A 22,051-nucleotide genomic window follows, 5' to 3' on the forward strand; every position below is an offset into this window, starting at 1 on the left:
TGTCACCTGCTCACACTCAACCGTCAACCGTCAACTGTAAACTATCAAATGATCAAAGAGTTTCTCAAGCGGAACAAATCCCTTCATCGCAGGGTTAAGCTCTATAAGCGCAGACAGCGCATTATTCGAGATCAGCCCAGGTGGGATTTGGTCTTGAAAGGGTCTCTAAACCAATGGCAAAATGCCCTAAAGGCTGCCCAAACTGGCTCTAAGATTCTGGTAGCTACTAGTGTGGGTGGGGAAATCCATTCCATCACTTTAGAAAGTCTACTAGCAGTGGGCTTAACCCTCAGGGGTGCTCAAGTTCACATTTTGCTCTGTGATGGTATTTTACCGGCTTGTTTTTGGTGTGATGTTAGTTTTTATCCCAAACAGGACTTGTTTGTAAATCATGGTCCTAAACGTGACTTATGTAACGACTGCTTTCCCCTAGCCGATCGGATCTATAAGCCTCTAGGATTGACTATCCATCGCTACAGTGAATTTCTCACAGATACAGATTACCAACAGGCCAAGGAGATAGCTAGCAGTCTCACTATTGCTGAAATTGAAAAGTACACCCTAAATGGGGTAGCTGTAGGAGAACACGCTTTAGCGGGAGCTCTGCGATTTTATGCTCGTGCTTCCCTGGAAGGGGAACCCAATGCTGAGCCGATTCTCAAGCGTTACTTCCAAGCGGCAATACTGACCACTTGGGCGACCCGTCGGCTGCTGCAAACGGTTAAGGTTGAGTGTGCTGTATTTAACCATGGCATTTATGTTCCTCAGGGGTTGACTGGTGAAGTAGCCCGTCAGGAAGGGGTGCGGGTGGTGAACTGGAATCCTGCTTATCGCAAACAATGCTTTATTTTTAGTCACCATGAAACCTATCATCACCAGCTGATGTGGGAGCCAGTAAGTAATTGGGAAACTATACCGTGGAATTCCCAGATGGAACAGCAGTTGATGGACTATTTGAAAAGTCGGTGGCAAGGAACTCAGGATTGGATTTGGTTCCATGAAAGTCCTCAGTTTGACCTGACCAAGATTACTGATGCGGTAGGAGTAGACTTTTCTCGTCCTTGTATTGGGTTACTGACTAATGTGATGTGGGATGCTCAACTCCATTACCCAGTTAATGCTTTTCCTAATATGCTGGAATGGGTATTGACAACTATTCGGTATTTTGCTAAAAGACCAGAGTTACAGTTGTTAATTCGGATTCACCCAGCCGAGATTCGAGGGACTTTGCGATCGCGTCAACCCTTGTTTGAGGAAATTCGTCAGGTTTTCCCCACTCTGCCTCCCAATGTGTTTGTGATTCCCCCAGAAAGTCCCGTTAGCACTTATGCTGCTATCCTCCAATGTAATGCGGCTCTGATCTACGGCACTAAAATGGGCGTAGAATTAACTAGCATGGGTATACCTGTAATCGTTGCAGGAGAAGCGTGGATTCGTAATAAAGGCATAACTATGGATGCCAGTTCTGTAGAGGAGTATGTTCAGTATTTAGATCAGTTACCCCTAGGGCATGGCTTACCTGAGGCAATCATAAAACGAGCAAGAAAGTATGCCTATCACTTTTTCTTCCGCCGCATGATTCCCCTAGAGATGACCACCGAAGCTAGTAATCCATCGGAATTTAAACTTCAGGTATGTGATCTCAATGAATTCATTCCTGGTAAAAGTAAAGGATTAGATGTTATTTGTGATGGCATCTTGACCGGAACAGAGTTTATCTATAGTAATTAGTTAATTATCAAGTAGCAATTATAATTTTACTTGGTAATTAAGTAAGGAAAATATGATAAAAATTGCTGTTGATGCTACACCAATTCGCCATAAGTTAAGTGGCATTGGAATGTATGCCTTAAATTTAATTCAGGCACTCCATAAGCTACAAAGTCAGGAAGACTTTCAGTTAAGTGTCGCCTATCAACCAAGTGTAAGAAAATGGTTATCTCGTGATTGGTCATTTCTTGAAGTGCTAACTAGGCATTTAGAGATTAAAAATCTAGAGATTAAAACTATACCGTTACCGGTTACTATCTCTAGTTTACTAGCCACTGTACCTAATCCCATTTTACCTTATTGTGAGCAATACTTAGGCAATCATGATATCGTCCATGGTACTGATCATGTGGTTTATCCCTGTCGAAAAAGCTTGCGGGTTATGACGATTCATGACCTAACTTTTATTAAATATCCTCAGTATGTTAACTCAATTGTTAAAAGCTATACTGCTCGGGTAAAACAATGTTTACGGTGGACTGATTTAGTGATTACTGTTTCCCAGTCTACTAAACAGGATATCGTCAATTACCTAGGAGTAAATCCTGACAACATCCAAGTTATTCCTCAAGCTAGCCGTTACTCTACTTTAGATTTACCCAATACACTAGATTTACCGAATAACACGGTTCAGTCTTTGGTGACATCAGTTAATTACGACTTCGCCCAACCCTATATTTTATTTGTGAGTACTCTTGAGCCTAGGAAAAATATTAATACTCTGATTGCAGCATTTAATTATTTAAAACAACGGCATCAAATTGAGCATCAGTTAGTACTGATTGGACAAAAAGGATGGTGCTATGAATCTATTTTTTCTGCTATTGCTAGTTCCCCGTGGAAACACCATATTCATCATTTGGGCTACTTATCCGATCAACTAGTAGCCTGGTTTTACTCAAATGCAGATGTTTTTGTCTATCCTTCCTACTATGAAGGGTTTGGTCTGCCCGTCTTGGAAGCGATGACTTTGGGTGCTCCTGTGATTACCTCTAATACTTCATCCCTGCCTGAAGTAGCGGGAGATGCGGCAATTTTAATTGACCCTAATCAGCCAATTGAATTAGCAGATGCTATGGTCAAGGTGATCAGTAATTCTCCATTGCGGGAGGAATTGATTAGAAAGGGTAAGGAAAGAGCGATGCTATTCTCTTGGGAGAGAACGGCAAGGGAAACTCTAGCAGCCTATAGATTTTTAGTAGGAAAGGTTTAGTAGGGAAGGGAAGAGGGTGAAGAGTACTTGAGGAATCGAGTTTTGTAGATCATTAGTTAGATCATTAATTAGAACATTAATCAGAATGCGATTGACCAAAGGTCACGCTTCGCGAACGCATTTCTGTTGAACCTGATTATTCCAGAAGCTCCGGGTCAATTCCCATCACCCTTAACCGCTCTGCTAGCCGCTGTGACCGTTGCCGTTCTTGCTCTAATAGCAACCTTGCCTGTTGTGCTTGTTGAGCCTCTGTTTCGGTCCAGGTCGGAATCCAATAGAATGTGAAGTCTCAAGTGTGAAATGTGAAGGTTGGGTTGTTTAGTTGTTCACCTTTGGCCTCCCTGATCTTTCACAAACATGAAACAGCCCTACAGGCTTCAGCCAGGGTAGGATGTCAAATACCCATGTTCTAGCAGAAATTCCGGCGAAATTTCATCCATCGCTTCAGTAGCTGGCACTCGGTTACCCAGCAACTTATCGACATATTTCCCTAAAATGTCACTTTCGATATTCACCCAATTGCCAGTCCGTAAGTGGCTAAGATTCGTATAGCTGTAACTATGGGGAATCACCGCTACTTTGAACCAACTGCCGTTGGGGTCACACTCAGCAATCGTTAGGCTGACCCCATTGACGGCAATGCTACCCTTGGGAACAAGATAACGAGCTATCTTATGCTGCCACACATCCATCAAGGAAGCTGGTGCTGTAAAGCACATTTCCCAGGAGTTTGGTGTTTGTAAAGATTCCGTTAAGCAGCCAATACCGTCAATGTGACCTGTTACAAAGTGACCCCCTAGTTTGCTACCCACACGCAAAGACGTTTCCAAATTAACGTAAGAAGTTGTCTGTAGCCTTTGTCCAAGGGTGGTGCGCCCCTGAGTTTCATCAGAAGCAGTGGTCGAGAAGCCTGTGGGCAAAACTTTCTCTACCGTTAGGCAAATTCCATCCACTGCTACACTATCACCAGGTTCTAAATCCTGTAAGATAACATCCATAGCATCAGAGGTACCGGAAACAATAAAGCGATCGCTTCCGATTGGTCCGATTGTGCCGAGAGCTTGAATTAATCCTGTAAACACTGTTGTTTATACTGTTCTTCTGTAAGCGGATGAACTGGTGCAACTAGACTGTTAGTAGGAAAAGAGCTGGCATAAGTTTGTGTTTTTTTAGTGAAGTGGCCAAACAAATTTCCTGAGACTAAGGCATACTTGGAGAATACAATCTTGTTGATCTCACCGAATTGGATTCTCAAGGGCTAATCTTACCGTTGACCGGTAACGTGAAAAGAACAGATCTGGCAAGGGCAAGTTTCGGTGCCCGTCTGTACAGTACTAGTTTACCGCTTCGCTTTGATGCCCCTGATGCTGACCGTATTCTAGAGGCTAAGCTGATGATTGAAATGAGAGTTGCTGGCATTGCAGTAGATACTGTAACACGTAGCCCCATCGTGTTACTCAAAGATGTCTTAGATCGGCGTGCTCTGCCAATCTATATTGGGCAAGATCAAGCAAAGGCAATTATCAGTGCTTTGGAAAGACAAACGCCACCGCGTCCCCTGACCCATGACCTAATGGTCAATTTCCTGGAGGAGTGGAACATAACACTGGATCGTGTTATAATACACTCTCTCCAGGATAACACGTTCTATGCCAGCCTCTGTGTTAGTCAGGGTGAGACAAAGAAAGAAATTGATGCTCGACCAAGTGATGCCATCTCCATCGCCCTGCGTACTGGCAGTCCGATTTGGGTGATGGAAGAAGTTATTGCTGATGCTTCGATACCTGTAGACCAAGATAAGGATGAAGAGGAGCGTCGAGCTTTTCGGGAATTTGTATCTAATATCCGCCCAGAAGATTTTCTTCACCGTGGAGGATATAGTCGTGGTAGCTAAAGCCAAAATATTGGGATTAAACGGGATTTAACAGCAACAATATATTAATTGCTCTGTCAAAAAATTATAGAGATGTTTCTGAAAGCCTTACCATTTAGCCATTGGTGAGAGTTTTCCAGATGCTCTAACCCTGATGCCATACCGCAAGTGACCCTTGGGCTCAAGAGATATATCCCAAACTATGCTCGAAGCTATGACCCAAGCTATACCCCAAGACAATCGATGGCCATCAACTGAATTTTTGGCGCAACTGTTTTTTGGGCAACGTTTTAACCAAAGATAAGATTATTCCAGCAGTTGGGCAACATGCGTTATCGGCGGTTTGGAAAAACTAATCTCCAGCTTTCAGTGTTTTCTTGTGGCACCATGCGTTGCTTAGGGTCTGAGTCAAATGCTCAGAAGACAGTGCAACAGGTAATCGCTCAAGGAATTAACCACTTGGAAACTGCCAGGGGTTACGGCAAGAGTGAAGAATACCTTGGTAACATCCTGAAAGCTGGATTGTCAGTACCACGAGACCAGCTATATATAACCACCAAGATTCCACCAACCCCTGATGCTGATTTGATGAGTCAGTGGATTAATGATTCCTTAGAACGTCTACAGCTCGATTATGTCGATTGTTTAGCAATTCATGGGATTAACACTGAAGAGCATCTGTCCTGGGTAAAGTCTGACAGTGGCTGTATGGCAGCTGTCCAAAAAGCCGTAGCCCAGGGACGTATAAGGCACGTTGGTTTCTCAACCCATGGTTCAATACAAGTGATTCTAGGGGCAATTCAAACAGATTTTTTTGAATTCATCAACCTGCATTACTATTACTTCTTTCAACGCAATGCTGCGGCGATTGAATTGGCTGATCAGAAGGATATGGGCATCTTCATCATATCTCCTGCTGATAAAGCAGGCAAACTCTACACCCCACCACCAACGTTAGAGAAACTGTGCCATCCCTTCTCGCCACTAGAACTGAACTATCGATTTTTATTAAGCGATCCCCGCATTACTACCCTTAGTATTGGACCGGCTAACCCAGATGAGGTGACCCTGCCTTTAAGTGTCGCTAACCGAGACGAGTCTTTGAGCCCAATGGAAGTGGCAGCATTCTCTCGTTTGGAAACCCACTTGAACAATGCTCTAGGAACTGACCGCTGTAGTCAATGCTACGCTTGTCTACCTTGCCCAGAAACCATTAACATTCCAGAAGTCTTGCGGCTGCGCAATCTTGCTTTGGCTTACGACATGAGCGAGTTTGGTCAATATCGCTATCAAATGTTTGAAAATGCTGGTCATTGGTTTAGGGGGGTCAAGGGAAACCGTTGTACCCAGTGTGGTGAGTGTCTTCCCCGTTGCCCCGAACAACTGGATATTCCTTCCTTACTCTCTGATACCCACCAGCGTCTTAATGGTTCTCCTAGGCGTCGTCTGTGGGGATAAGGTAGTTGGTTGAAGGTTGGTTGGTTGAAGGTTGAAGGTTGGTTGGTTGAAGGTTGGTTGGTTGGTTGAAGGTTGAAGGTTAGTTGGTTGAAGGTTGAAGGTTAGTTGGTTGAAGGTTGAAGGTTAGTTGGTTGAAGGGTTGAAGGTTGAAGGTTAATGGGTATCACTATTGATTTGACTGATGCTTTAGTGCATTCCTATGGATAAAAGAAACACCGTTAGTAAAATACATCCCTTGTCTGTTGTGCCTTGTGTATTCTGCCTTGTGTTTCTAGAGAGCTGTTTTCTGGTTGGCTGGAAGCCTGAACCAGTTTTAGCTCAAAAGACTGTAGGAGTGCAGCCGGACACAGAAGCTGTGAATTTAAATTTCCTGCAGCCAGATAATCTTCCTAATGATGGGTCTGTGATTACTGCTGATACTATCTCTCAAACTAAGCTCACTACTCCAAGTTTCTGGTGGGCTGATGAACAGTTTGGCGGTAAGCTACTGGATAATTGGTTAGCTTATCCGAGTAAACGCCGGGTAGATTTGGTAGTGAATCGCCAACTCTGGAGTCTGCTTAACTATCTGGGTAGGTATGCTTTTATTAACAAAATGGGCAACGTTGCCAGAGATTATAACTATAATACCAGAGTATTTAACCAGCGAGGAAAGCCTTTAGGAGCTTATACCTGTGATGGTAATTCCATGTGCCAGGTGGAGGTATGTATTCCTGGTCAAGTCCCTTTAGCTGGCAAAGTCTCGGCCTTTTGCCAGTTATCACAAAACTAGAACAGGCAATTTTCACGTATTTCGCATTTCTTTCCACAAGGATTCATACTGCTTTTGTGTAGACTCTGGTAAGGGATGGAGGAATTCGCACTTGTTGAGAATTTCTGCTTCTGGCAGCAGTAGAGGTAAGGTTTGGATATCTTGTGGTAGCTTATTTCTTGGGATCTTAAGCAGAATCGGGGAAGCAGCATTAGTCAGTAGAGAAATTTGCTTGGCTGATTTGCTATCCCAGCAAAATTCAATCCACTTTTTGCTTAAATCCGACTCAGAGTTACTTTCTGAGGAGTCAGAAGCAGAGCTAACTGATACCGGTTTTACCCATACATCTGACCACAGGGCTGTTCCTGACTGAGGCACCACTGCCTCAATTTGGCGATCGCGTGTTCTTAGTGCCAGGATATCCGTAGACCAACCGACTGCTACCCAGGTATCCCCCAAAACTAGAGGTTTTAGGTAGTGATCCGAACTGTAAAATTTAACCTGTTTAGCCAGTTGTCGAAGTGCTGGTTTCAAGTCTTTGACTTGATTTAAATCCTGTTGATTATAGGATAAGCCTAGGTTTTTCAAGGTTAAACCAATCACTTCTCGGGGGTGGTTCAACACAGAAATGCGATCGCGTAAAGACTCACGCCACAAGTCACTCCAATCAGTGGGAGTCCAGCCTAAGGCTTTGAACTTGTCACGGCGATAGGCAATGACAGTAGCACCCCAGCGATAAGGAGCACCCCAAACTTTTCCTGAGTTGTCTAGCTGACCAGTTTGGTCACGTTTAACAAGTTTCTGGTACTCTGGCGGCAGTTGTTTCCATCCTGGCAACGTTTCTATGTTCAAAGGTTGGATCAATTCCTGCTCAATGGCTGACTTGAGCCAATAATCTCCTAAGGTAACTAAATCAGGACTTATCGGTGTCCTAGACCTAATCCGGATCAAATCTAAAAAGGAGCGATCTTGATTATTATTGGGTTTGCCTTGCTCTTTCAAGGTTGTCAGGAGTTTGAATAAAGCAGATAGTTGTTTCTCCGGGTCAAAATTTAGCTTAGCCCGTAGTGTTAAGGTCTTACGAAATTCACCCAACAGCTGAACTGGTATTGAATTTTGCAACAGCCTTACCTTTAAAGAGGCTTGTTGTCCGATATTACAACCAGATGCTAACTGACTAAGGGCTATGGTACTAGCACCTAGTATCAAGGAGCGTCGCTTCATAAGTATTTCTGAATTTCCTTTGGTTACCAACTCTTTGACCTTAATTTACATTGGCTCAATAGCAATTACTATAGCTATGAGCAATGAACTGACTTTTGTGACCTCTTAGACCAACAGCCATCTGCTAGATGTGGTAAGTCTAATAAATTAAAAACTACTTATAGTCTGGTTAACAAAACTAATCTAAGTCAAGGGCTAAGGCATCTGAATCTACTTTGACATCACTTTGACATCATTTGACCTCAATAATAGTTTGACTATTATTAATTGAATTTTATTAAGAGTAAGCACGATCAAAAGAACGAAAACACCAGCTATGTCTCCCTTTTCCTCCCCCTCCTCGCCCTCAACACACAGTCTTGTTTTAGACCTAACTATAAGAAATCTAAATCTGTAAGATAAAGTGATGGGGGGATAGAAATATCTCGATCAAGAAGTTAATTCACTTATTGGTTATCTTGTCAACTAATAGCAGTTGACCATCTCTCTAGGAGTTTGAGAAGGTAATGACATGGGGAAAATCATCCGTACGTTATGTATTAAAAATCACTAATGCCAAGGAATTAATTCCGAAAAAACCGATTGTGCTAATTGTGGTGCGAAACTTGGGAGAAAAGACAAGTATTAATTAATGCTGAATTAATCAGGGTAAATATCAAGATATACAGCGGCTATCTGGCATTTTTGAAAAAAATTACTCTGGGAAACAGACTCTAAGGAGTTTAGAGCTGATTTTTGACAGATTTTTGACAATAGTTAAATAAATCAGCAATTCATCGGATTTTCTTCCTTAAGTGACTAGGATAAAAATAGAACTAAGTTATGGCAGTTTTAAATCCTATGGATGAATATCAAAATCAAATCATGGCTCTAAGTCATAGAGTAGATACTCTGTGCGAATCCATCGAAAAACTCAGTTTGAAGGTTTCAGAAGGCCTTTCTGAACTCAAAAATAGTTCAAGGCAGGAAACTGAGGAATCTCAACCAACTGGCCAACCGATACCCCGGACCCACGAAAGTCAAAGTGCCATTAACCTACTGACCCAACATAAAGATGTGCTGATTGATAGTAACTCTGGGCTAGGTAGTTTCTCTAAAAATAGCAATAATAATATCTCTGCTGATATTCAAGTTCAACGCTTAACTGCCCAACTCACAGCAGCCTACAATCGGATTGCTGCCTTAGAAGAACAACTCCTAGCACAGCGAATTCATTCCTAATTGGCAGTTTTATCCAGATTAGTCTAAGGGTTGAAGGTTAATAGGGAAAACAAATCAGCACCTCTGTGATTTTCGTGCCTAACTTGGTCAGACTGTAAAGTGTTTTTTCACTGGCTCCAACAACAATCACCTCAGAGAAAGACGATATTGCTCGACCAAGTTTTCAATGGCTTGAAGTAATTCAGCCGAGTTCCAGCCCTTATAAAGGTGGGCTGCGATCGCACATCCTCCAGCACCCACACCTTCCTTGACATATCCTTGCTCATATGCCTGTAGCTGAGGATAACGAGACTGGGTAAAACTTAATTGTGTTGCCAAAAGGGGTACACTCCCAATATCTTGTGCTAATCCAACCGTGTCACCAGTCGAGTCTTCTGCCACCCAGCGAGTTGTTCCCACAACTACTTGTGCTGGTTGCCATGCTAGGGAATTACCCTCAGTAATACTGGGGTAGGGTAAAACCGACTCTGCCAATGCCTGTGCTAAGGTATAAACCGCTAGCATTTGGGTACCACCAGCGAGTAAAACGCCACAGCGACGACTAGCTGCCATTGCCATACCTGCTGCGGCAATTTGCATCGGATCTCCCACCGCTGCCACTAGCTTTAAGTGATCAAGTGGTGAGGGGGTGAGGGGGTGAGAGGATGAGGAGGTGACGGAGTATAAAGGTGCGGGGTGGTAGGGGTGAGACGGTGAATTTTTCTTCCTAGGTTCGCTTTTGGGAAGCTCCCCGGCTCCCCTACCCGCTAACCCAGCTCGTTGTAACCCCAGCTCCACCACCTCCCACTTTTGAGCATGATTGCACTGGGGATGGCTACTGTTAACCTTGCCAGCTGCATCAATCCCCAAGCCAGTGAGCAGGCTAAGTGCGGTGGTAGTTCCCCCAACCACACACTCACTAATAATCAGATAGCTATCACCAACCACACTTGCTAGCTTTTCTCCCCACTGTAAACCTTGCTCAAATAGCCGTTTCACTGTTTCGAGGGGCAAGGCATTGCCAGAAGTTAGGCACTTAGCAGGAATACCACCTAAGTCAATGGCTGGTACTGTCGGAGGGTGAGGTAAACCAGCATTGAACAGATAGATGGGTAGGTTAAATGCCTCCACTAAAGCACGGGAAATCAAGACAGGGGATACTCCCACAGTTAGAGGAGGAAGGGGATATTGAGGTTGGGGAGTAACTCCATTGACCAAAAACTCAGCATCAGCGATCGCAGTATACTGACGATCATCTGGGGTAGCGCCAGCAGCAGAAATACCTGGAATCAGGCCAGTAGCAGTGAATCCTAAAATACAAGCAAATACCGGTGAGCATCCCTGATACTGCTGTAACCACCGTTTTCCCTTTACCTGCTCGGTATAAACTCGGATCATTAGTCCTTAATTCTTAGTCCTTAGTTCTGATCTGAAATATAAAAATAAATAGAAACAAACACTACACTATAGATTAATTGTGGTGAAAGGGAACAGTAAACTTTGGATAAGGTAACAGAATCGTTTTGTAAAAGTAGCAAATCAAGTATTAACTAGTTAACTAGTTAATATTACTATTTTTTTACACACATTTTCACACACAATAGTTAGCCATATAATTCCATAAATTTCCATAAAATAAAAGAACGATTGCCATACTTACCACGGGCATAAACTGAGCTAAAGGTAATCAATCAAGCTTAAGCTCTAAGCTCCAAGGGCTCAGAGCTGATAACTGTTTGCGGAAAGCGTAGCCCTCAAGTAGCGTGTAAGCTGACCTTTGAAAGTATAACAAACAGTCTCTTCGCCATCACAAGTGACCAATGACTAATAGCTCAATCGTAATCCAGCAAAACTTTTACCCAGTTTGGTGGTCTAGGAATCGGGTTTCCTAATCGGTCGAGCATGAGTAAGGCTACAATATGCACCACGAATAAATAAATGGCATTATTGATAATAATCATTACTACAGCCAGGGTTTGAACTAGAAATAGACTGGGCTGAAATAGCAACCCCAGCTTGAGAAACCACCAATCCAATAATCCTGTCACCTGGGTCATCACGTAAACCCAGAGGTCTTCCCCCAATAGAATTGAGAACAACCAAAACCGAAAAAAGAAGCCTATTGTACCAATTAGCGTACCCATGCTAATAGAAAGCAGCCAGCTAGCTCGACGTTTCCACAAAGCTCCCAGTTGCACCCCCATCAGACCATAAGGGACCAAAAAGATAATACTGCGAGTTACTCCCATCAGCACTGATAGTAACAACCCCGAAACCAGTGCTGCCATCCAGGATGCCCTACTGCCCCTCCTTAGGTAGACTAAAGCAATCGGCACTGGGAAAAACATTTTGAGTATTGGTCCTAGAGGAAAGTAATAATTAATCAGCCAAATCAAGCTGGCGGTACTGGCCAGAAACGCTGTTTCTACCATGGTTATAGGTGTCTGAGGTCTAGGGTTTAGACCATTATTCAGGCTAGGGGAGTTAGCAGAAGTGGATTGTTTGTAGACTGCCCTAGGTTCCCTCTTTTCTAGTGGGTGATTTTGCTCCCCAGTTAATTGATGCCCGATCTCAGTTACATCAGCATTGCTCTTAGGGAATTCCGTTGTTGATTTTGTGGGTTTGTTTTTAGATTGGGCAAAGAGATCTTGTGAAGCCGCTTGACCATCATCAAAAGAATCACTCATGCAAATTTAGTAACCTCTTGAGGAAAGGGACAGATGATAACAGAAGAGATACTGTTAAAGTACCCTTGCATCTTAGCCCATCTCAAATTTCTCCTCATTTGCAGATACCTTATATATCAAGACTAGATAATCATCTTTTCGAGAGCAGGCAGATCACAGATAAAAAGGGTATCGTGATCCCGCATGATCAAGCCTTTCTTCTCCAGCTTTGTCAGGACTCGTGTGACCGTCTCCCGCGCCAATCCACTGAGGCTACTTATCTCTCGATGAGGTAAGTTAGGAATCTCAGTTCCTCTTTGTTTCAATTTGCCTTGTCCTTCAGCTAGAAACAACAAGGTGTCTGCCACTCGTGAGGTACTATCTGACTCCCGCAAGCGTAGGCGTCGGTTAACCTGACGCAGACGCTTTGCCATCAACTGAGCTAAGTGGACACCAGCCAAAGGTTCCGTATGAATTAACTGGGTAAAATCCTGAGCGGGTATACTACCAATGGTTGTAGGGGTTAAGGTAATCACATCTGTTGAACGAGGTACTTCTTCTAAGGCTGCCATTTCACCAAAGATTTCTCCTTTCCCAAGAATATTGAGGGTCACCTCCTTCCCATCCAGGTTATAGGTGCGAATCTTTGCCCAACCATCTAAGATGAAATAGACAGACCCCCCCCAGTCATTCTCAAGTAAAATCACTCGATTTGCAGGATGGCTACGGCTAACCATATTAATAATGGCTTTTTTGACACTAGAATCTGGTAAGCCAGCAAAAAAAGGAGTGCTAGCCATCGAATCATGAACATTAGAGTTAACTTCAGATGAATTGTATCGGTCTTCCATGGGATCATGAGCGCTTCGTAAACACCTTGAATAGATAGATGATCCGCTGTCAAATCAAGTGAGTCAGGGAGTTTGCCTGTGTCAACTAAAAGAAGCCAATGAAACAGATCTGCTTAACCTCACCACCTTTGGTAGACCAACGAAAATGACTGATGTGAGTGAAATTGCCTTGACAAACAAAGATTCTACTGGAGCTAAACTACTTGCAGTGAGCTGAGGTAGGCTCATTCTGGTAGAGGGCTTGGCAATAATCACATCGGGTAAGTACAGTTATTATGCTCCATGATGAACAATTTGTAATAGTTTGGTGACTCTGGCAATTTAACATTAGACACAGGGGGTTGACTCTCACTCCTGTATGACTCAATTTGTTCTCGTCAAGGGTTTCAAAGTGACTGCTCAAACCGACATTCAATCTCTGATTGCTGATATTGACCACATCCTCCATAAGCCTGACTTTCCTCTACCATGGTTCAAGTCTGGTGACCTAGCGGCTGCACACCAGGTTTTGCGGAAAGTTCGTAGCTACCTAGTTTCCCAACAGCAAAAACTAGGGGTAGAATCGGACAATACAAGTACTACAGTAACCCCATCTCAGACGGGAGTACCCACATCTGTTCAGGAGGAAGTGCAGCAAATCCTGCAAGCGGTTAATCAAGAAATGAACCATCTACGTACCGATTTGACGAAACCATGGCAGGTAGAGTTGGAGGCTCTACAGCAACAGCGGGAGTCTCTGGTACGAGAAATTCAGCGTTTGGAGAGTACCAAGCAGCAGCTGGATTACTATACCAAACAACAAACTGCAAATGTGCAGATTGCTTCAGAGTTCTCACAAGGGCTAATCAACCGCCTTGTCGAAAGCTTGACGCAAAAGCTATCTCAAATTTTAGCGAATTGGGAAGCTCACTTAAAACAGAATCCCACTAGTGATGACTCAATCAACCGATTGCCTTCAAATCAGGACGAGATTGTTGCTGTAGTCCAAAGACAAAAGGTGATTGAGCAACTACAGCAGCTTCAAAAACAATCTGATCAACTCATACAGAATATAGATGTTAACCAGCGGTTGATTTTTGAGACCCTACACAGAGATCTTCAAGGTTACCAGGAGTCTTTATCTCAGGAACTTGAAAAAATGCACAGCTTAGGCATGCAGGGAGAAATGTTTTTTGCTGCCTTTGTGAATCGTCTAGCTCAGCAGTTAGGACGAGAATCTTCAAGCCTATGGTCTTCCTCACAACAACCACCGGATGTACAGGTTCAACTTGAGGATAAGGATAGCTTTCAATTACATCCGGAAACCTTATTGCACAAAAACTCTCTGACTATGACTGAGGTGGTGTCTGACCGTTCGCGTAGCGTGGCCAAAGGCCAATCAGATTTGACTCAGGAACCAGCAATGGATTGGTCAACAGGAGAGTTGCCTCAATCCTGGGGCATAGGATTGTCTGAAGAAAAGACACCATTGCGATCGCGTAGCGTGGCCTACGGCCAATCGCACTTAGCCGATGCTACGCCAGAGTCCCAGAAGACATCTCGGACCAATGACTCCGTTGACCATTCAGAAGTCATTGCTACTATTAATGCCTTGACAGATTTGTGTGAACAGATGGGTGTGAATTACCTCAAGGGGTGACAAGTAGCTTTAACGTTTGAGAGGGTGTGGGGTTTTTGGGGTATGGAGTGGGGCGGGGGCACGGGATGGATCGGAATATTCAAAAGCTTTGAGCAAAATAGTGGCTTTTGACGATGCAAGTTTCTTTCATTACAGAACAGATGTGTTCGCGCAGCGGGGCGTCAGCCCTTCGCAATCCGTGGGACGCTCTTAAGAGACTCGGATGAAGCGCTTCTGTTCTGTTTTCGGTAAATTCTTGAAAATTACTGCCAAGCTGGCAACATGGCTAAGCTATAGCCGTGTTTACTTATCTGTGATCTTAAATCCGCTTTTATAGCCCCCTTTTAGCCCAGTCGAGAGGGAAGTTGCGGCTAGATAAGCTTGCGTTTACCTGCCTTTGACCCAAGGCTTCGCCCCGTGACTTAATTATAAAGGAGGTTTTTAACTTGGATTTGGGATCAGAAGTAGTCTTGAGGGATGTATACCTAGCATTTTAACATCATTTTAACATCAATTGCATTATTTTAACTTCTAATCATTTCGAGTCATTTTTTGATTAGTAATAGTTAACTATTATTACCAAAATTCAGACTGGAAGTCAATTAATTCAACCCCAATTCACAATCCCTTCACGAATTCGCCGATACAATGTGAAAGTTCAGTGAAATGATACAAAATATACTACTCCTTTTTTGACAAACCAAAATACTATGAGCAGAGGCTTCGATTAAAAATTATTAATAAGGCGGTCAATAAAAATGACTAGGTCATCTACCTATATATCAGTTACTTTTATAAAAAAATATCTACTTTAGCGGGAACTTTTAAAGTTTTCAGCGGTCTGGTTAATAGACTATTTAGTTGACAACAAAGACTTTAGGGTTAGTGGGTGCCTACCAAATATTTTAAAAAATGGCAGGAGACTATTCCGTAAAGTTTGGGCAAAAACTACCTAAGCAAGTTAGCTCCCTTGAGCATAACTGTTCTATCAGCCTTGGTATTTCAAGCAATTATTTCGTCGTTTAATCAACTTTAGATAACTAATAAAAAGCCGTGATTATCTCCAAGTCTTCTGCTTATACCTCGGTTGATTCACCAATTTGGGATAACAGAATACCCAGTTGTTTATTTCAGCAAGAGGTTCATCATTCAGCTAACAATAATATCAAGCGATTAATTGATATTATTGGAGCTTTGGTTGGATTATTAATTACCGTGAGCATCGCAATTCCCATTGCGTTCGCTATGTCGATAGTCGATCCCGGTCCATTATTTTATAGTCAGATCCGTTGTGGTCTGAATGGCAAACCCTTCCAAATCAGGAAATTCCGCTCAATGATCGTGGGTGCAGACAAACTCAAGCACTTAGTAGAAAACCAAGCTAAAGGTCATATATTCAAAAATGAAAATGATCCCCGTATCAGTCGGATCGGAGGCTTTCTACGTCGTACCAGTCTTGATGAATTTCCCCAATTCTGGAATGTCTTGATCGGAGATATGAGCCTAGTCGGAACTCGTCCTCCTACCTTTGATGAAGTAATGGGCTACAAGCGCCATCACTATAAGCGTTTAAGAGTTAAACCTGGAATCACCGGTGAATGGCAAGCCAATGGTCGTTCAAAGGTGACTGACTTTGAAGATGTGGTTCTTATGGACTTGGATTACCAACGTAAGTGGTCTATCGGCTACGACCTGAAGCTGATTCTGAAAACTATCATGGTAATCTTTAATAGGCATGGTGCTTATTAAGATCACGTTATAAGCTCTTAACCCGATAGTACTAAATCCAGGTTGAACAGAATGCTTAAGCTAACCCTATCTACAATGTTTGATTGAGAATGTTTGATTGAGGTGGGGTTAGCTTAAGCTAATAAACACGCATCGATAACAGATTGATTAATTAGTGACAGGATAGTCACTCCTATTATTTTTATCAGTAAAATTAATCCTATTTTTCCAAGACTTACCGAACCTTTTTGAGAACTGCTATCAACAGATTAATCAATAGAGAAGTGGAAGTATTGATTGGTGATTACAGTTAACTATAATCACGGAATAACAACTTCCATGGTTCCTAAGACAATAAAAATTAACACTGATAAAATTAACGATGATTTTCTGGATTTATTCAGGGAAATCAATCTGAATTGGTGATATTTATGGTCATATTTATTTTTTAATGGAGCCTACGGGAATTGAACCCGTGTCCGCCCTGGTTATTTACTTATCGCTCATTCACAGGCTTAGCCCCTTTAACCCTCGGAGCGGGGATCATCCCTTATCCCGGATGACAGGATGCTTTGGTGAAGTCTTAGCTAGCAAACCGACCAAAGACAGCTTACTAGAGCATCCGTTGGGGTTAAGTCTATAGTCCTTAACGGAGTCAAACTACAGACGCTCGAACCTGTTTATAGGTGTTTAGGCAACAGCAGGTGCAGCCTTACGAGCAAAAGGAACGATGTTGTTCGCAGTTACAATTTTTTTGAGTCCGGTATTTGCGAGAGAAGACTCACTCTCGACCTGAATCACGGGTCAGCTTTCACCAACACGTCGAAACCATTAAGGCCCCTTGCAGTTATTTCCTTTTTCCATTATAGTCAATATTTCAAAGTAGCAACTACCAAATACGCGTGATCCTCTTGTGTGATCTTGAATTGGAAAATTTCTTTAACGCTGTTTAGCTGGGTAAATCCCCGCCTTCTATCAGGACGGGGATTTACGTGAACCTTTTAACTCTTGCTGCTCAGGATTTCCTCGATCGCTTGTCGTTCTGCTGGTTCAGTCACAGGCAAACTCTGGCGGGTATCAGTAATCAGCCAATCTAGAGCTGCCGCCTGAACATCAATAGCCGCACCAGTCTTATCAACACAATAGCGTCCAAACACTAACTTATCCACTAGACGTACTCCGGCTCCAAGGCGAGAATATTCAAAAATTACGCTATTCTCAACGGTTGCTCCGCTACAAATCCAGCAATTGGGACCAATCATAGTTGGTCCGATAATCTTTGCCCCATCTTCGATGTGGGTCATAGCACCAATGTAAACCGGACCTTTGATATCCACTTTGTCCCAATTTACGGCCACATTTAAACCAGTATAGATTCCGGGAGCGACTTCTTTGCCAGGAATCGGTACATTCTTGATTTCTCCGAGCAGGACACCTCGAACAGCTCGCCAGTAATCTGGCACTTTACCAATATCAACCCACTGGAAATCCATTGGCACCGCATAGAAAGGAGCCCCCATTTCCACAAGTTTGGGAAACAGTTCGCCCCCAATATCATATTCCTGACCAGAGGGGATATATTTAAATATTTCTGGCTCAAAAATGTAAATTCCTGTGTTGATATTGGTACTGCGGGCTTCCTCAACTGAGGGTTTTTCTTGGAAAGCTTTGATTCGACCAGTTTCATCTGTAACTACGACACCGTAGCTAGAAACCTGTTCTCGTGGTACAGGTTTTGCCACTAGGGTAGCAATTGCTCCCTTTTCTTTATGGAATTTAACTGCTGCTGTCAAGTCCAGGTCAATTAGGGCATCACCACAGAGCACCACAAATGTATCATCAAAGAAGGGATAAAAGTCCTGGATCTTGCGCATGCCACCAGCTGAGCCGAGGGCTTCCCCAACCAGTTGACCATCGACAATGCGACCTTCAAAGGAATAAGCAATTTCAACGCCAAAGCGTTGCCCATCTCGAAAATAGCTTTCAATTTCGTTAGCCAAGTGAGAGACGTTGACCACAACTTGGTCGAAGCCATGTTGTCGTAATAGTTCTAGTAAAAACTCCATTACTGGTTTTTGCAGGATGGGAATCAATGGCTTGGGAATAGTGTAAGTGATAGGGCGAACGCGAGTTCCCTTGCCAGCTGCCAGAATCATGGCTTTCATGTATCTTTTCTCCTTAAACTAAATCCATAGAGGTTGATGTGGGCAATTGAGTACGATTCTAACTAGTCCTTGAGCTCTCACCCACGATTAGCACAAGGGACTAAAGTCCCTAACTCGTTTTCATCCCCGCTACTATTACACAGGGGCAAACAAGCTGGAATTTTCTGTAACCTATGCTTTGAGTGATGCTTTGAGTGACTCCAGCTGAGAATTCCTGGTTTCCTGACAAGGCTAGTTGATGTTACAAGCCCCTGCTTTTAAGCGTGGGGTTCATGACTCCAATTTACGGATTTTTAGATCTTGGTAGAATTCCTCTTGGCATAACTCAACCTTAGACTGAGCAGATAACAATAGCAGTCCCCAGAAAACACTAACTCTGTCCCCTATTGGTGATTCAATAGGAGTGATTGCTGTTTCTGTGTCAGCTTTTGCCGACATCTTGGCTGTTCCCAGTTTGTCCTCCTGGTAAGAAGAACCAACGGAAGTTGATGCAACTGATGATGGGGATAACGTCCACCACTCTAACAACTGATTTAAATTCAGCCAATCTTTGTCTGCCGCTAGGTCATACCAGTAGCGGCATAGAAATTCCTCCAGCCGTGTGGCAATCTCGGTCAGGTTTTCATCGTGAGCTAGATGGGCAATACGAGCTGCCTGACTACGGGCACTAGAGCGAGTCCCTTTTTTAGGGGAAGGTAAGGGCTTTTCACCCAGTTGGACTGCCATCTCTTGCAACTGTTGAATTAGCTCTGGCAGGGTTACTGGGCGTCTTTTAGGGGGTCGGGCAGCAGAGCGACGGCGTATATGACGTTCTAGATGGCGAGGCAAACCTCTATCTCCCCTGCCATCAATTTCCTCGGACCCATCCAGTTCTTCGGATTCCTCCAACTCCTCGGGTTCTTCTAAACGTTCCAAGGTATCGGCTTTCAGTAGAACTAGCATGGATGCCCATAGAAAAGCTTGCCCAGACTGAGACAAGTCCGTGTCACGGTATCCAAGTTCTGGATCACTGTCTAATGCCAGTGTACTTAGATAGCGGTCAATGACATCAATTACCTGAACATCCCATGGGTCAATTTCTCCCCGCTGTGCCACATCAATGAGAATAGCGATCGCTTCGGTAGCAGGTGTTGTAGTCATCTATAGGATCAAGTCTATTGACTAATATATAGCCATGTCTTGTTCGATACTGTTGGTCAATTAACTGACGGCAGGACTTACACAAAACTAGGCACCAAACCCTATAAGCTATAACTAGTAGGGTGACCCTACAGGTAGAGTTACTGCGGAAGTTCTTTTTGGGGTCACATCAAGTCTGGTAGCATCGGTATTGTATAATTTGGAGGGAGGACAAATAGGACAACAAAAATAAATAAGCGTAAATTTTACCTCTTAAATTTTCACTCTTGTAGAGACATTGAATACCACCTCTGAAACAAACAGGATTGATCTGAATAGAAACCATAAATTGGCGATTTTTCCTGGTGCAATGGTAGCCTTTATATTCCTCTATCGGCAGTAAATTTCACTCCTCAAATAGAACAACTTACTGGCGCTTTTAGTCTTGTATGTACTTCTTAATAACTTCGATAGACCCACCGCCAGCGGGACAAACGCCCATAGCTTTTAGTCCAAAGCGTAGGCAGTCTAGAGCGAAGTTGCGGCAATTATTTTCTGAGATATTATAGAAGACATCCCTTTAATGTTTGACTGCTTTATAAACTCCAAACTTAGAGTTAAGTTCGATCCCAAGATGTAAATGGTCTGGCATTACTTCCATCGCTATAATTTCTTAGTCCATGTTTGGGCAAGCTTCTCTAGTTAACTCTTTGAGCGTGCTCTCAAGGTTGCCTGTCAGAACTTTTTGTCTGTACTTAGGGCAAACTACAACAGGGTACTTACAAGAGTAAACAACATTGTTGTTAGACTTATATTGCTCAGGCATTGAATCCTATAGCGTATAGGGGAGATTCAGTTCCTTCACATTTTACCAATCCCCAATGGTAATCCTAGAATTATGGTAATCCTAGAATTAGTCTAATAGTGGATTATCTCCCATTGGGTCAGATGCCGATAAGAGAAACTGTTTCTGTTCAATCTCAATTTTGTATTGTTGAATGTCGTCTTCTAATTGTCTAATCTGTTCATCCTTCGAGCGTATCTGCCCAACCATCTTACGAGTTCCTATAAAATTGATAAATCGCGTCCACAAGTTGAATAACCAGGCTATTACTGCTCCAAGCCACATGGCTAGAATCAGTGCAATCGCCAAGGGAGCCTTAACCTGGATACCATCAATAATCCTAATGGAAACAGATTGGGTATTTTCCAAGCCAAATAAGACTAGTGCCAGACATAGAGAGAAAATCAGCAAAAAATTAATCTGTCGCATCAGCTTAATCCAAAACCGTTGCAGTTGCTTACTACTTCTACAACAGATAACACGAAAAATCGGCTTTTTTAACTTGCCGATTACTGGAACGTGCACAGGTGTCCCAACGCCCACAGGTCAAGGACATCTACTTGGCACGGTCATCAACTGAACTTTTTATCTCTTCTCCCCCCGCTATTTTGGGGGGCTGGGGGGAGCTTGGATTAGCTCAGGTTATGACTGTGTGCAGTATAGCAGCAGTTGGATTTTCCTTCAAGCCTACACCTGCTTGGTAGGGAGGTATAAAAAATGCCACCAAAACTGGTCAATTATAAGGCAAGACACATGAATACTAGAATAGCTGATTTACGTAAGGAATACACATTGAAGGGTTTGAGTGAAATCGATGTCCACCCCAATCCTTTTGAGCAATTCAAAATTTGGTTTGACCAGGCAGTGGCTGCCCAATTGCCAGAACCGAATGCCATGACTATAGCGACAGCAACACCCGATGGTAAACCTTCTGCCCGGATGGTACTGCTGAAAGGCTACGATCAGCGGGGATTTGTCTTTTACACTAATTATGACAGTAACAAGGGGCAGCAGTTAATCGAGAATCCTTGGGCTGCCATCACGTTTTGGTGGGCTGAGTTAGAACGACAGGTACGGATTGAGGGGCGAGTGGAGAAGCTAACAGCCGCTGAGTCTGATGATTATTTTAACAGCCGCCCCAAGGGTTCTCAGCTGGGGGCTTGGGTGTCAGATCAAAGCCAAGTCATCCCTAGTCGTGAGGTGTTAGAGCAACGGCTACAGCAACTGAAGCAGGACTATGAAAATAAAGAGGTACTTCGTCCACTCCACTGGGGAGGGTTCCGGGTGATTCCATCAGAAATTGAGTTTTGGCAGGGACGTCCCAGTCGGCTCCACGATCGGTTGCTCTACAATCGTGGTGAAGATCGGGATTGGGTGATTAAACGATTGTCCCCTTAGTAAGCTGGTCTTCATTTGAATTTGATGGTTCTGACAGCAAGAGAGCAGAGAGCTCCGGAGCAGGGGAATAGGGTTTGACGTTTTTTTTCTAACTGAATAATCTCTAATTTAGAGGTATAACGGCTGATCAAGGATGAAAGATTAAGGTTCAAGTATTGGTAGTGCTAAAGATA

The 22,051-nt window shown here is 43.3% G+C and carries 18 protein-coding genes, 1 other RNA gene and 1 pseudogene; 10 read left to right on the forward strand and 10 right to left on the reverse strand.

From position 1 onward, the window contains the following. Together F6K38_RS14235 and F6K38_RS14240 are read left to right on the forward strand one after the other, a co-directional pair. Window positions 1-1,731: hypothetical protein (locus tag F6K38_RS14235; RefSeq protein ID WP_287356793.1), on the forward strand; the 1,731-nt coding region annotated here is incomplete at its 5' end. A 52-nt stretch (window positions 1,732-1,783) separates the two neighbouring features. Continuing rightward, the gene (locus F6K38_RS14240; RefSeq protein WP_008180220.1) at window positions 1,784-2,983 is read left to right on the forward strand and encodes a glycosyltransferase family 4 protein; all 1,200 of its coding nucleotides are present in this window, start codon (window positions 1,784-1,786) and stop codon (window positions 2,981-2,983) included. Between the two features lie 377 nt (window positions 2,984-3,360). Here the strand turns inward: F6K38_RS14240 and F6K38_RS14245 are convergent, their stop codons facing one another. Beyond that, window positions 3,361-4,065 carry a riboflavin synthase gene (locus tag F6K38_RS14245; protein WP_287356795.1) on the reverse strand — a complete coding sequence of 235 codons (705 nt, stop codon included), beginning with the start codon at window positions 4,063-4,065 and terminating at the stop codon, window positions 3,361-3,363. Between the two features lie 311 nt (window positions 4,066-4,376). On the opposite strand from F6K38_RS14245, the gene F6K38_RS14250 reads away from it, so the two are divergent. The 3 genes from F6K38_RS14250 (at window position 4,377) to F6K38_RS14260 (ending at window position 7,086) form a co-directional block, all read left to right on the forward strand. Then, complete coding sequence (locus tag F6K38_RS14250) at window positions 4,377-4,877, forward strand: bifunctional nuclease family protein (RefSeq protein ID WP_044492346.1); 501 nt, start codon at window positions 4,377-4,379, stop codon at window positions 4,875-4,877. Between the two features lie 306 nt (window positions 4,878-5,183). Beyond that, window positions 5,184-6,314: an aldo/keto reductase gene (locus tag F6K38_RS14255; protein ID WP_008180225.1), complete on the forward strand. Its 1,131-nt coding sequence runs from the start codon at window positions 5,184-5,186 to the stop codon at window positions 6,312-6,314. A gap of 199 nt (window positions 6,315-6,513) precedes the next feature. After that, on the forward strand, window positions 6,514-7,086 hold the full coding sequence (locus F6K38_RS14260; RefSeq protein WP_063747921.1) for a hypothetical protein: 573 nt from the start codon (window positions 6,514-6,516) through the stop codon (window positions 7,084-7,086). Between the two features lie 12 nt (window positions 7,087-7,098). On the opposite strand, the gene F6K38_RS14265 is transcribed toward F6K38_RS14260, so the two are convergent. Beyond that, complete coding sequence (locus F6K38_RS14265; RefSeq protein ID WP_353737189.1) at window positions 7,099-8,319, reverse strand: extracellular solute-binding protein; 1,221 nt, start codon at window positions 8,317-8,319, stop codon at window positions 7,099-7,101. A gap of 476 nt (window positions 8,320-8,795) precedes the next feature. Here F6K38_RS14265 and F6K38_RS14270 point away from each other — a divergent pair, with 476 nt between their 5' ends. Beyond that, a complete protein-coding gene (locus F6K38_RS14270; RefSeq protein ID WP_267871991.1) occupies window positions 8,796-8,921 on the forward strand; it encodes a hypothetical protein in 126 nt (41 codons plus the stop codon). A 190-nt stretch (window positions 8,922-9,111) separates the two neighbouring features. Next, on the forward strand, window positions 9,112-9,510 hold the full coding sequence (locus F6K38_RS14275; protein WP_008180230.1) for a hypothetical protein: 399 nt from the start codon (window positions 9,112-9,114) through the stop codon (window positions 9,508-9,510). A 126-nt stretch (window positions 9,511-9,636) separates the two neighbouring features. Here F6K38_RS14275 and F6K38_RS14280 read toward each other — a convergent pair whose 3' ends face one another. The 3 genes from F6K38_RS14280 to F6K38_RS14290 form a co-directional block, all read right to left on the reverse strand. Beyond that, window positions 9,637-10,887 carry a nicotinate-nucleotide--dimethylbenzimidazole phosphoribosyltransferase gene (locus F6K38_RS14280; RefSeq protein ID WP_008180236.1) on the reverse strand — a complete coding sequence of 417 codons (1,251 nt, stop codon included), beginning with the start codon at window positions 10,885-10,887 and terminating at the stop codon, window positions 9,637-9,639. A 434-nt stretch (window positions 10,888-11,321) separates the two neighbouring features. Then, window positions 11,322-12,176 carry a DUF2232 domain-containing protein gene (locus tag F6K38_RS14285; RefSeq protein ID WP_008180238.1) on the reverse strand — a complete coding sequence of 285 codons (855 nt, stop codon included), beginning with the start codon at window positions 12,174-12,176 and terminating at the stop codon, window positions 11,322-11,324. A gap of 122 nt (window positions 12,177-12,298) precedes the next feature. Next, entirely contained in the window at window positions 12,299-13,006 is a 708-nt protein-coding gene (locus F6K38_RS14290; protein ID WP_287266513.1) for a Crp/Fnr family transcriptional regulator, read from the reverse strand. Between the two features lie 391 nt (window positions 13,007-13,397). On the opposite strand from F6K38_RS14290, the gene F6K38_RS14295 reads away from it, so the two are divergent. Then, window positions 13,398-14,645: a DUF445 domain-containing protein gene (locus F6K38_RS14295; RefSeq protein ID WP_131827231.1), complete on the forward strand. Its 1,248-nt coding sequence runs from the start codon at window positions 13,398-13,400 to the stop codon at window positions 14,643-14,645. Between the two features lie 1,077 nt (window positions 14,646-15,722). Beyond that, window positions 15,723-16,373 carry a sugar transferase gene (locus tag F6K38_RS14300; protein ID WP_044492349.1) on the forward strand — a complete coding sequence of 217 codons (651 nt, stop codon included), beginning with the start codon at window positions 15,723-15,725 and terminating at the stop codon, window positions 16,371-16,373. Window positions 16,374-16,801: 428 nt separating this feature from the next. Here F6K38_RS14300 and ssrA read toward each other — a convergent pair. The 5 genes and pseudogenes from ssrA to F6K38_RS14325 form a co-directional block, all read right to left on the reverse strand. Further along, window positions 16,802-17,193: a transfer-messenger RNA gene (ssrA, locus tag F6K38_RS14305) on the reverse strand. 160 nt (window positions 17,194-17,353) lie between these two features. Further along, the gene (locus F6K38_RS14310; protein WP_008180246.1) at window positions 17,354-18,517 is read right to left on the reverse strand and encodes a nucleotidyltransferase family protein; all 1,164 of its coding nucleotides are present in this window, start codon (window positions 18,515-18,517) and stop codon (window positions 17,354-17,356) included. 270 nt (window positions 18,518-18,787) lie between these two features. Beyond that, window positions 18,788-19,657 (reverse strand): segregation/condensation protein A, encoded by an 870-nt coding sequence (locus F6K38_RS14315; RefSeq protein WP_008180248.1) that lies wholly within the window; start codon window positions 19,655-19,657, stop codon window positions 18,788-18,790. 418 nt (window positions 19,658-20,075) lie between these two features. Next, window positions 20,076-20,462, reverse strand: a pseudogene (tnpA, locus tag F6K38_RS14320) (IS200/IS605 family transposase). 87 nt (window positions 20,463-20,549) lie between these two features. Beyond that, window positions 20,550-21,005 carry a LapA family protein gene (locus F6K38_RS14325; protein ID WP_229419087.1) on the reverse strand — a complete coding sequence of 152 codons (456 nt, stop codon included), beginning with the start codon at window positions 21,003-21,005 and terminating at the stop codon, window positions 20,550-20,552. Window positions 21,006-21,233: 228 nt separating this feature from the next. Here F6K38_RS14325 and pdxH point away from each other — a divergent pair, with 228 nt between their 5' ends. Further along, window positions 21,234-21,878, forward strand: coding sequence for a pyridoxamine 5'-phosphate oxidase (gene pdxH / locus F6K38_RS14330; protein WP_044493265.1), 645 nt, complete (start codon window positions 21,234-21,236; stop codon window positions 21,876-21,878). The last annotated feature ends 173 nt before the right edge of the window (window positions 21,879-22,051 follow it).

Origin of the sequence: Moorena sp. SIO3B2, from assembly GCF_010692525.1 — a bacterium.
Lineage (GTDB): Bacteria > Cyanobacteriota > Cyanobacteriia > Cyanobacteriales > Coleofasciculaceae > Moorena > Moorena producens.

Excerpts from the sequence above, each read along its gene's own strand:
- F6K38_RS14240 (WP_008180220.1), top strand. The coding sequence starts at position 1,784 with ATGATAAAAATTGCTGTTGATGCTACACCAATTCGCCATAAGTTAAGT.
- F6K38_RS14250 (WP_044492346.1), top strand. The coding sequence starts at position 4,377 with ATGATTGAAATGAGAGTTGCTGGCATTGCAGTAGATACTGTAACACGT.
- F6K38_RS14255 (WP_008180225.1), top strand. The coding sequence starts at position 5,184 with ATGCGTTATCGGCGGTTTGGAAAAACTAATCTCCAGCTTTCAGTGTTT.
- F6K38_RS14260 (WP_063747921.1), top strand. The coding sequence starts at position 6,514 with ATGGATAAAAGAAACACCGTTAGTAAAATACATCCCTTGTCTGTTGTG.
- F6K38_RS14270 (WP_267871991.1), top strand. The coding sequence starts at position 8,796 with ATGACATGGGGAAAATCATCCGTACGTTATGTATTAAAAATCACTAAT.
- F6K38_RS14275 (WP_008180230.1), top strand. The coding sequence starts at position 9,112 with ATGGCAGTTTTAAATCCTATGGATGAATATCAAAATCAAATCATGGCT.
- F6K38_RS14280 (WP_008180236.1), bottom strand. The coding sequence starts at position 10,887 with ATGATCCGAGTTTATACCGAGCAGGTAAAGGGAAAACGGTGGTTACAG.
- F6K38_RS14285 (WP_008180238.1), bottom strand. The coding sequence starts at position 12,176 with ATGAGTGATTCTTTTGATGATGGTCAAGCGGCTTCACAAGATCTCTTT.
- F6K38_RS14290 (WP_287266513.1), bottom strand. The coding sequence starts at position 13,006 with ATGGAAGACCGATACAATTCATCTGAAGTTAACTCTAATGTTCATGAT.
- F6K38_RS14310 (WP_008180246.1), bottom strand. The coding sequence starts at position 18,517 with ATGAAAGCCATGATTCTGGCAGCTGGCAAGGGAACTCGCGTTCGCCCT.
- F6K38_RS14315 (WP_008180248.1), bottom strand. The coding sequence starts at position 19,657 with ATGACTACAACACCTGCTACCGAAGCGATCGCTATTCTCATTGATGTG.
- pdxH (WP_044493265.1), top strand. The coding sequence starts at position 21,234 with ATGAATACTAGAATAGCTGATTTACGTAAGGAATACACATTGAAGGGT.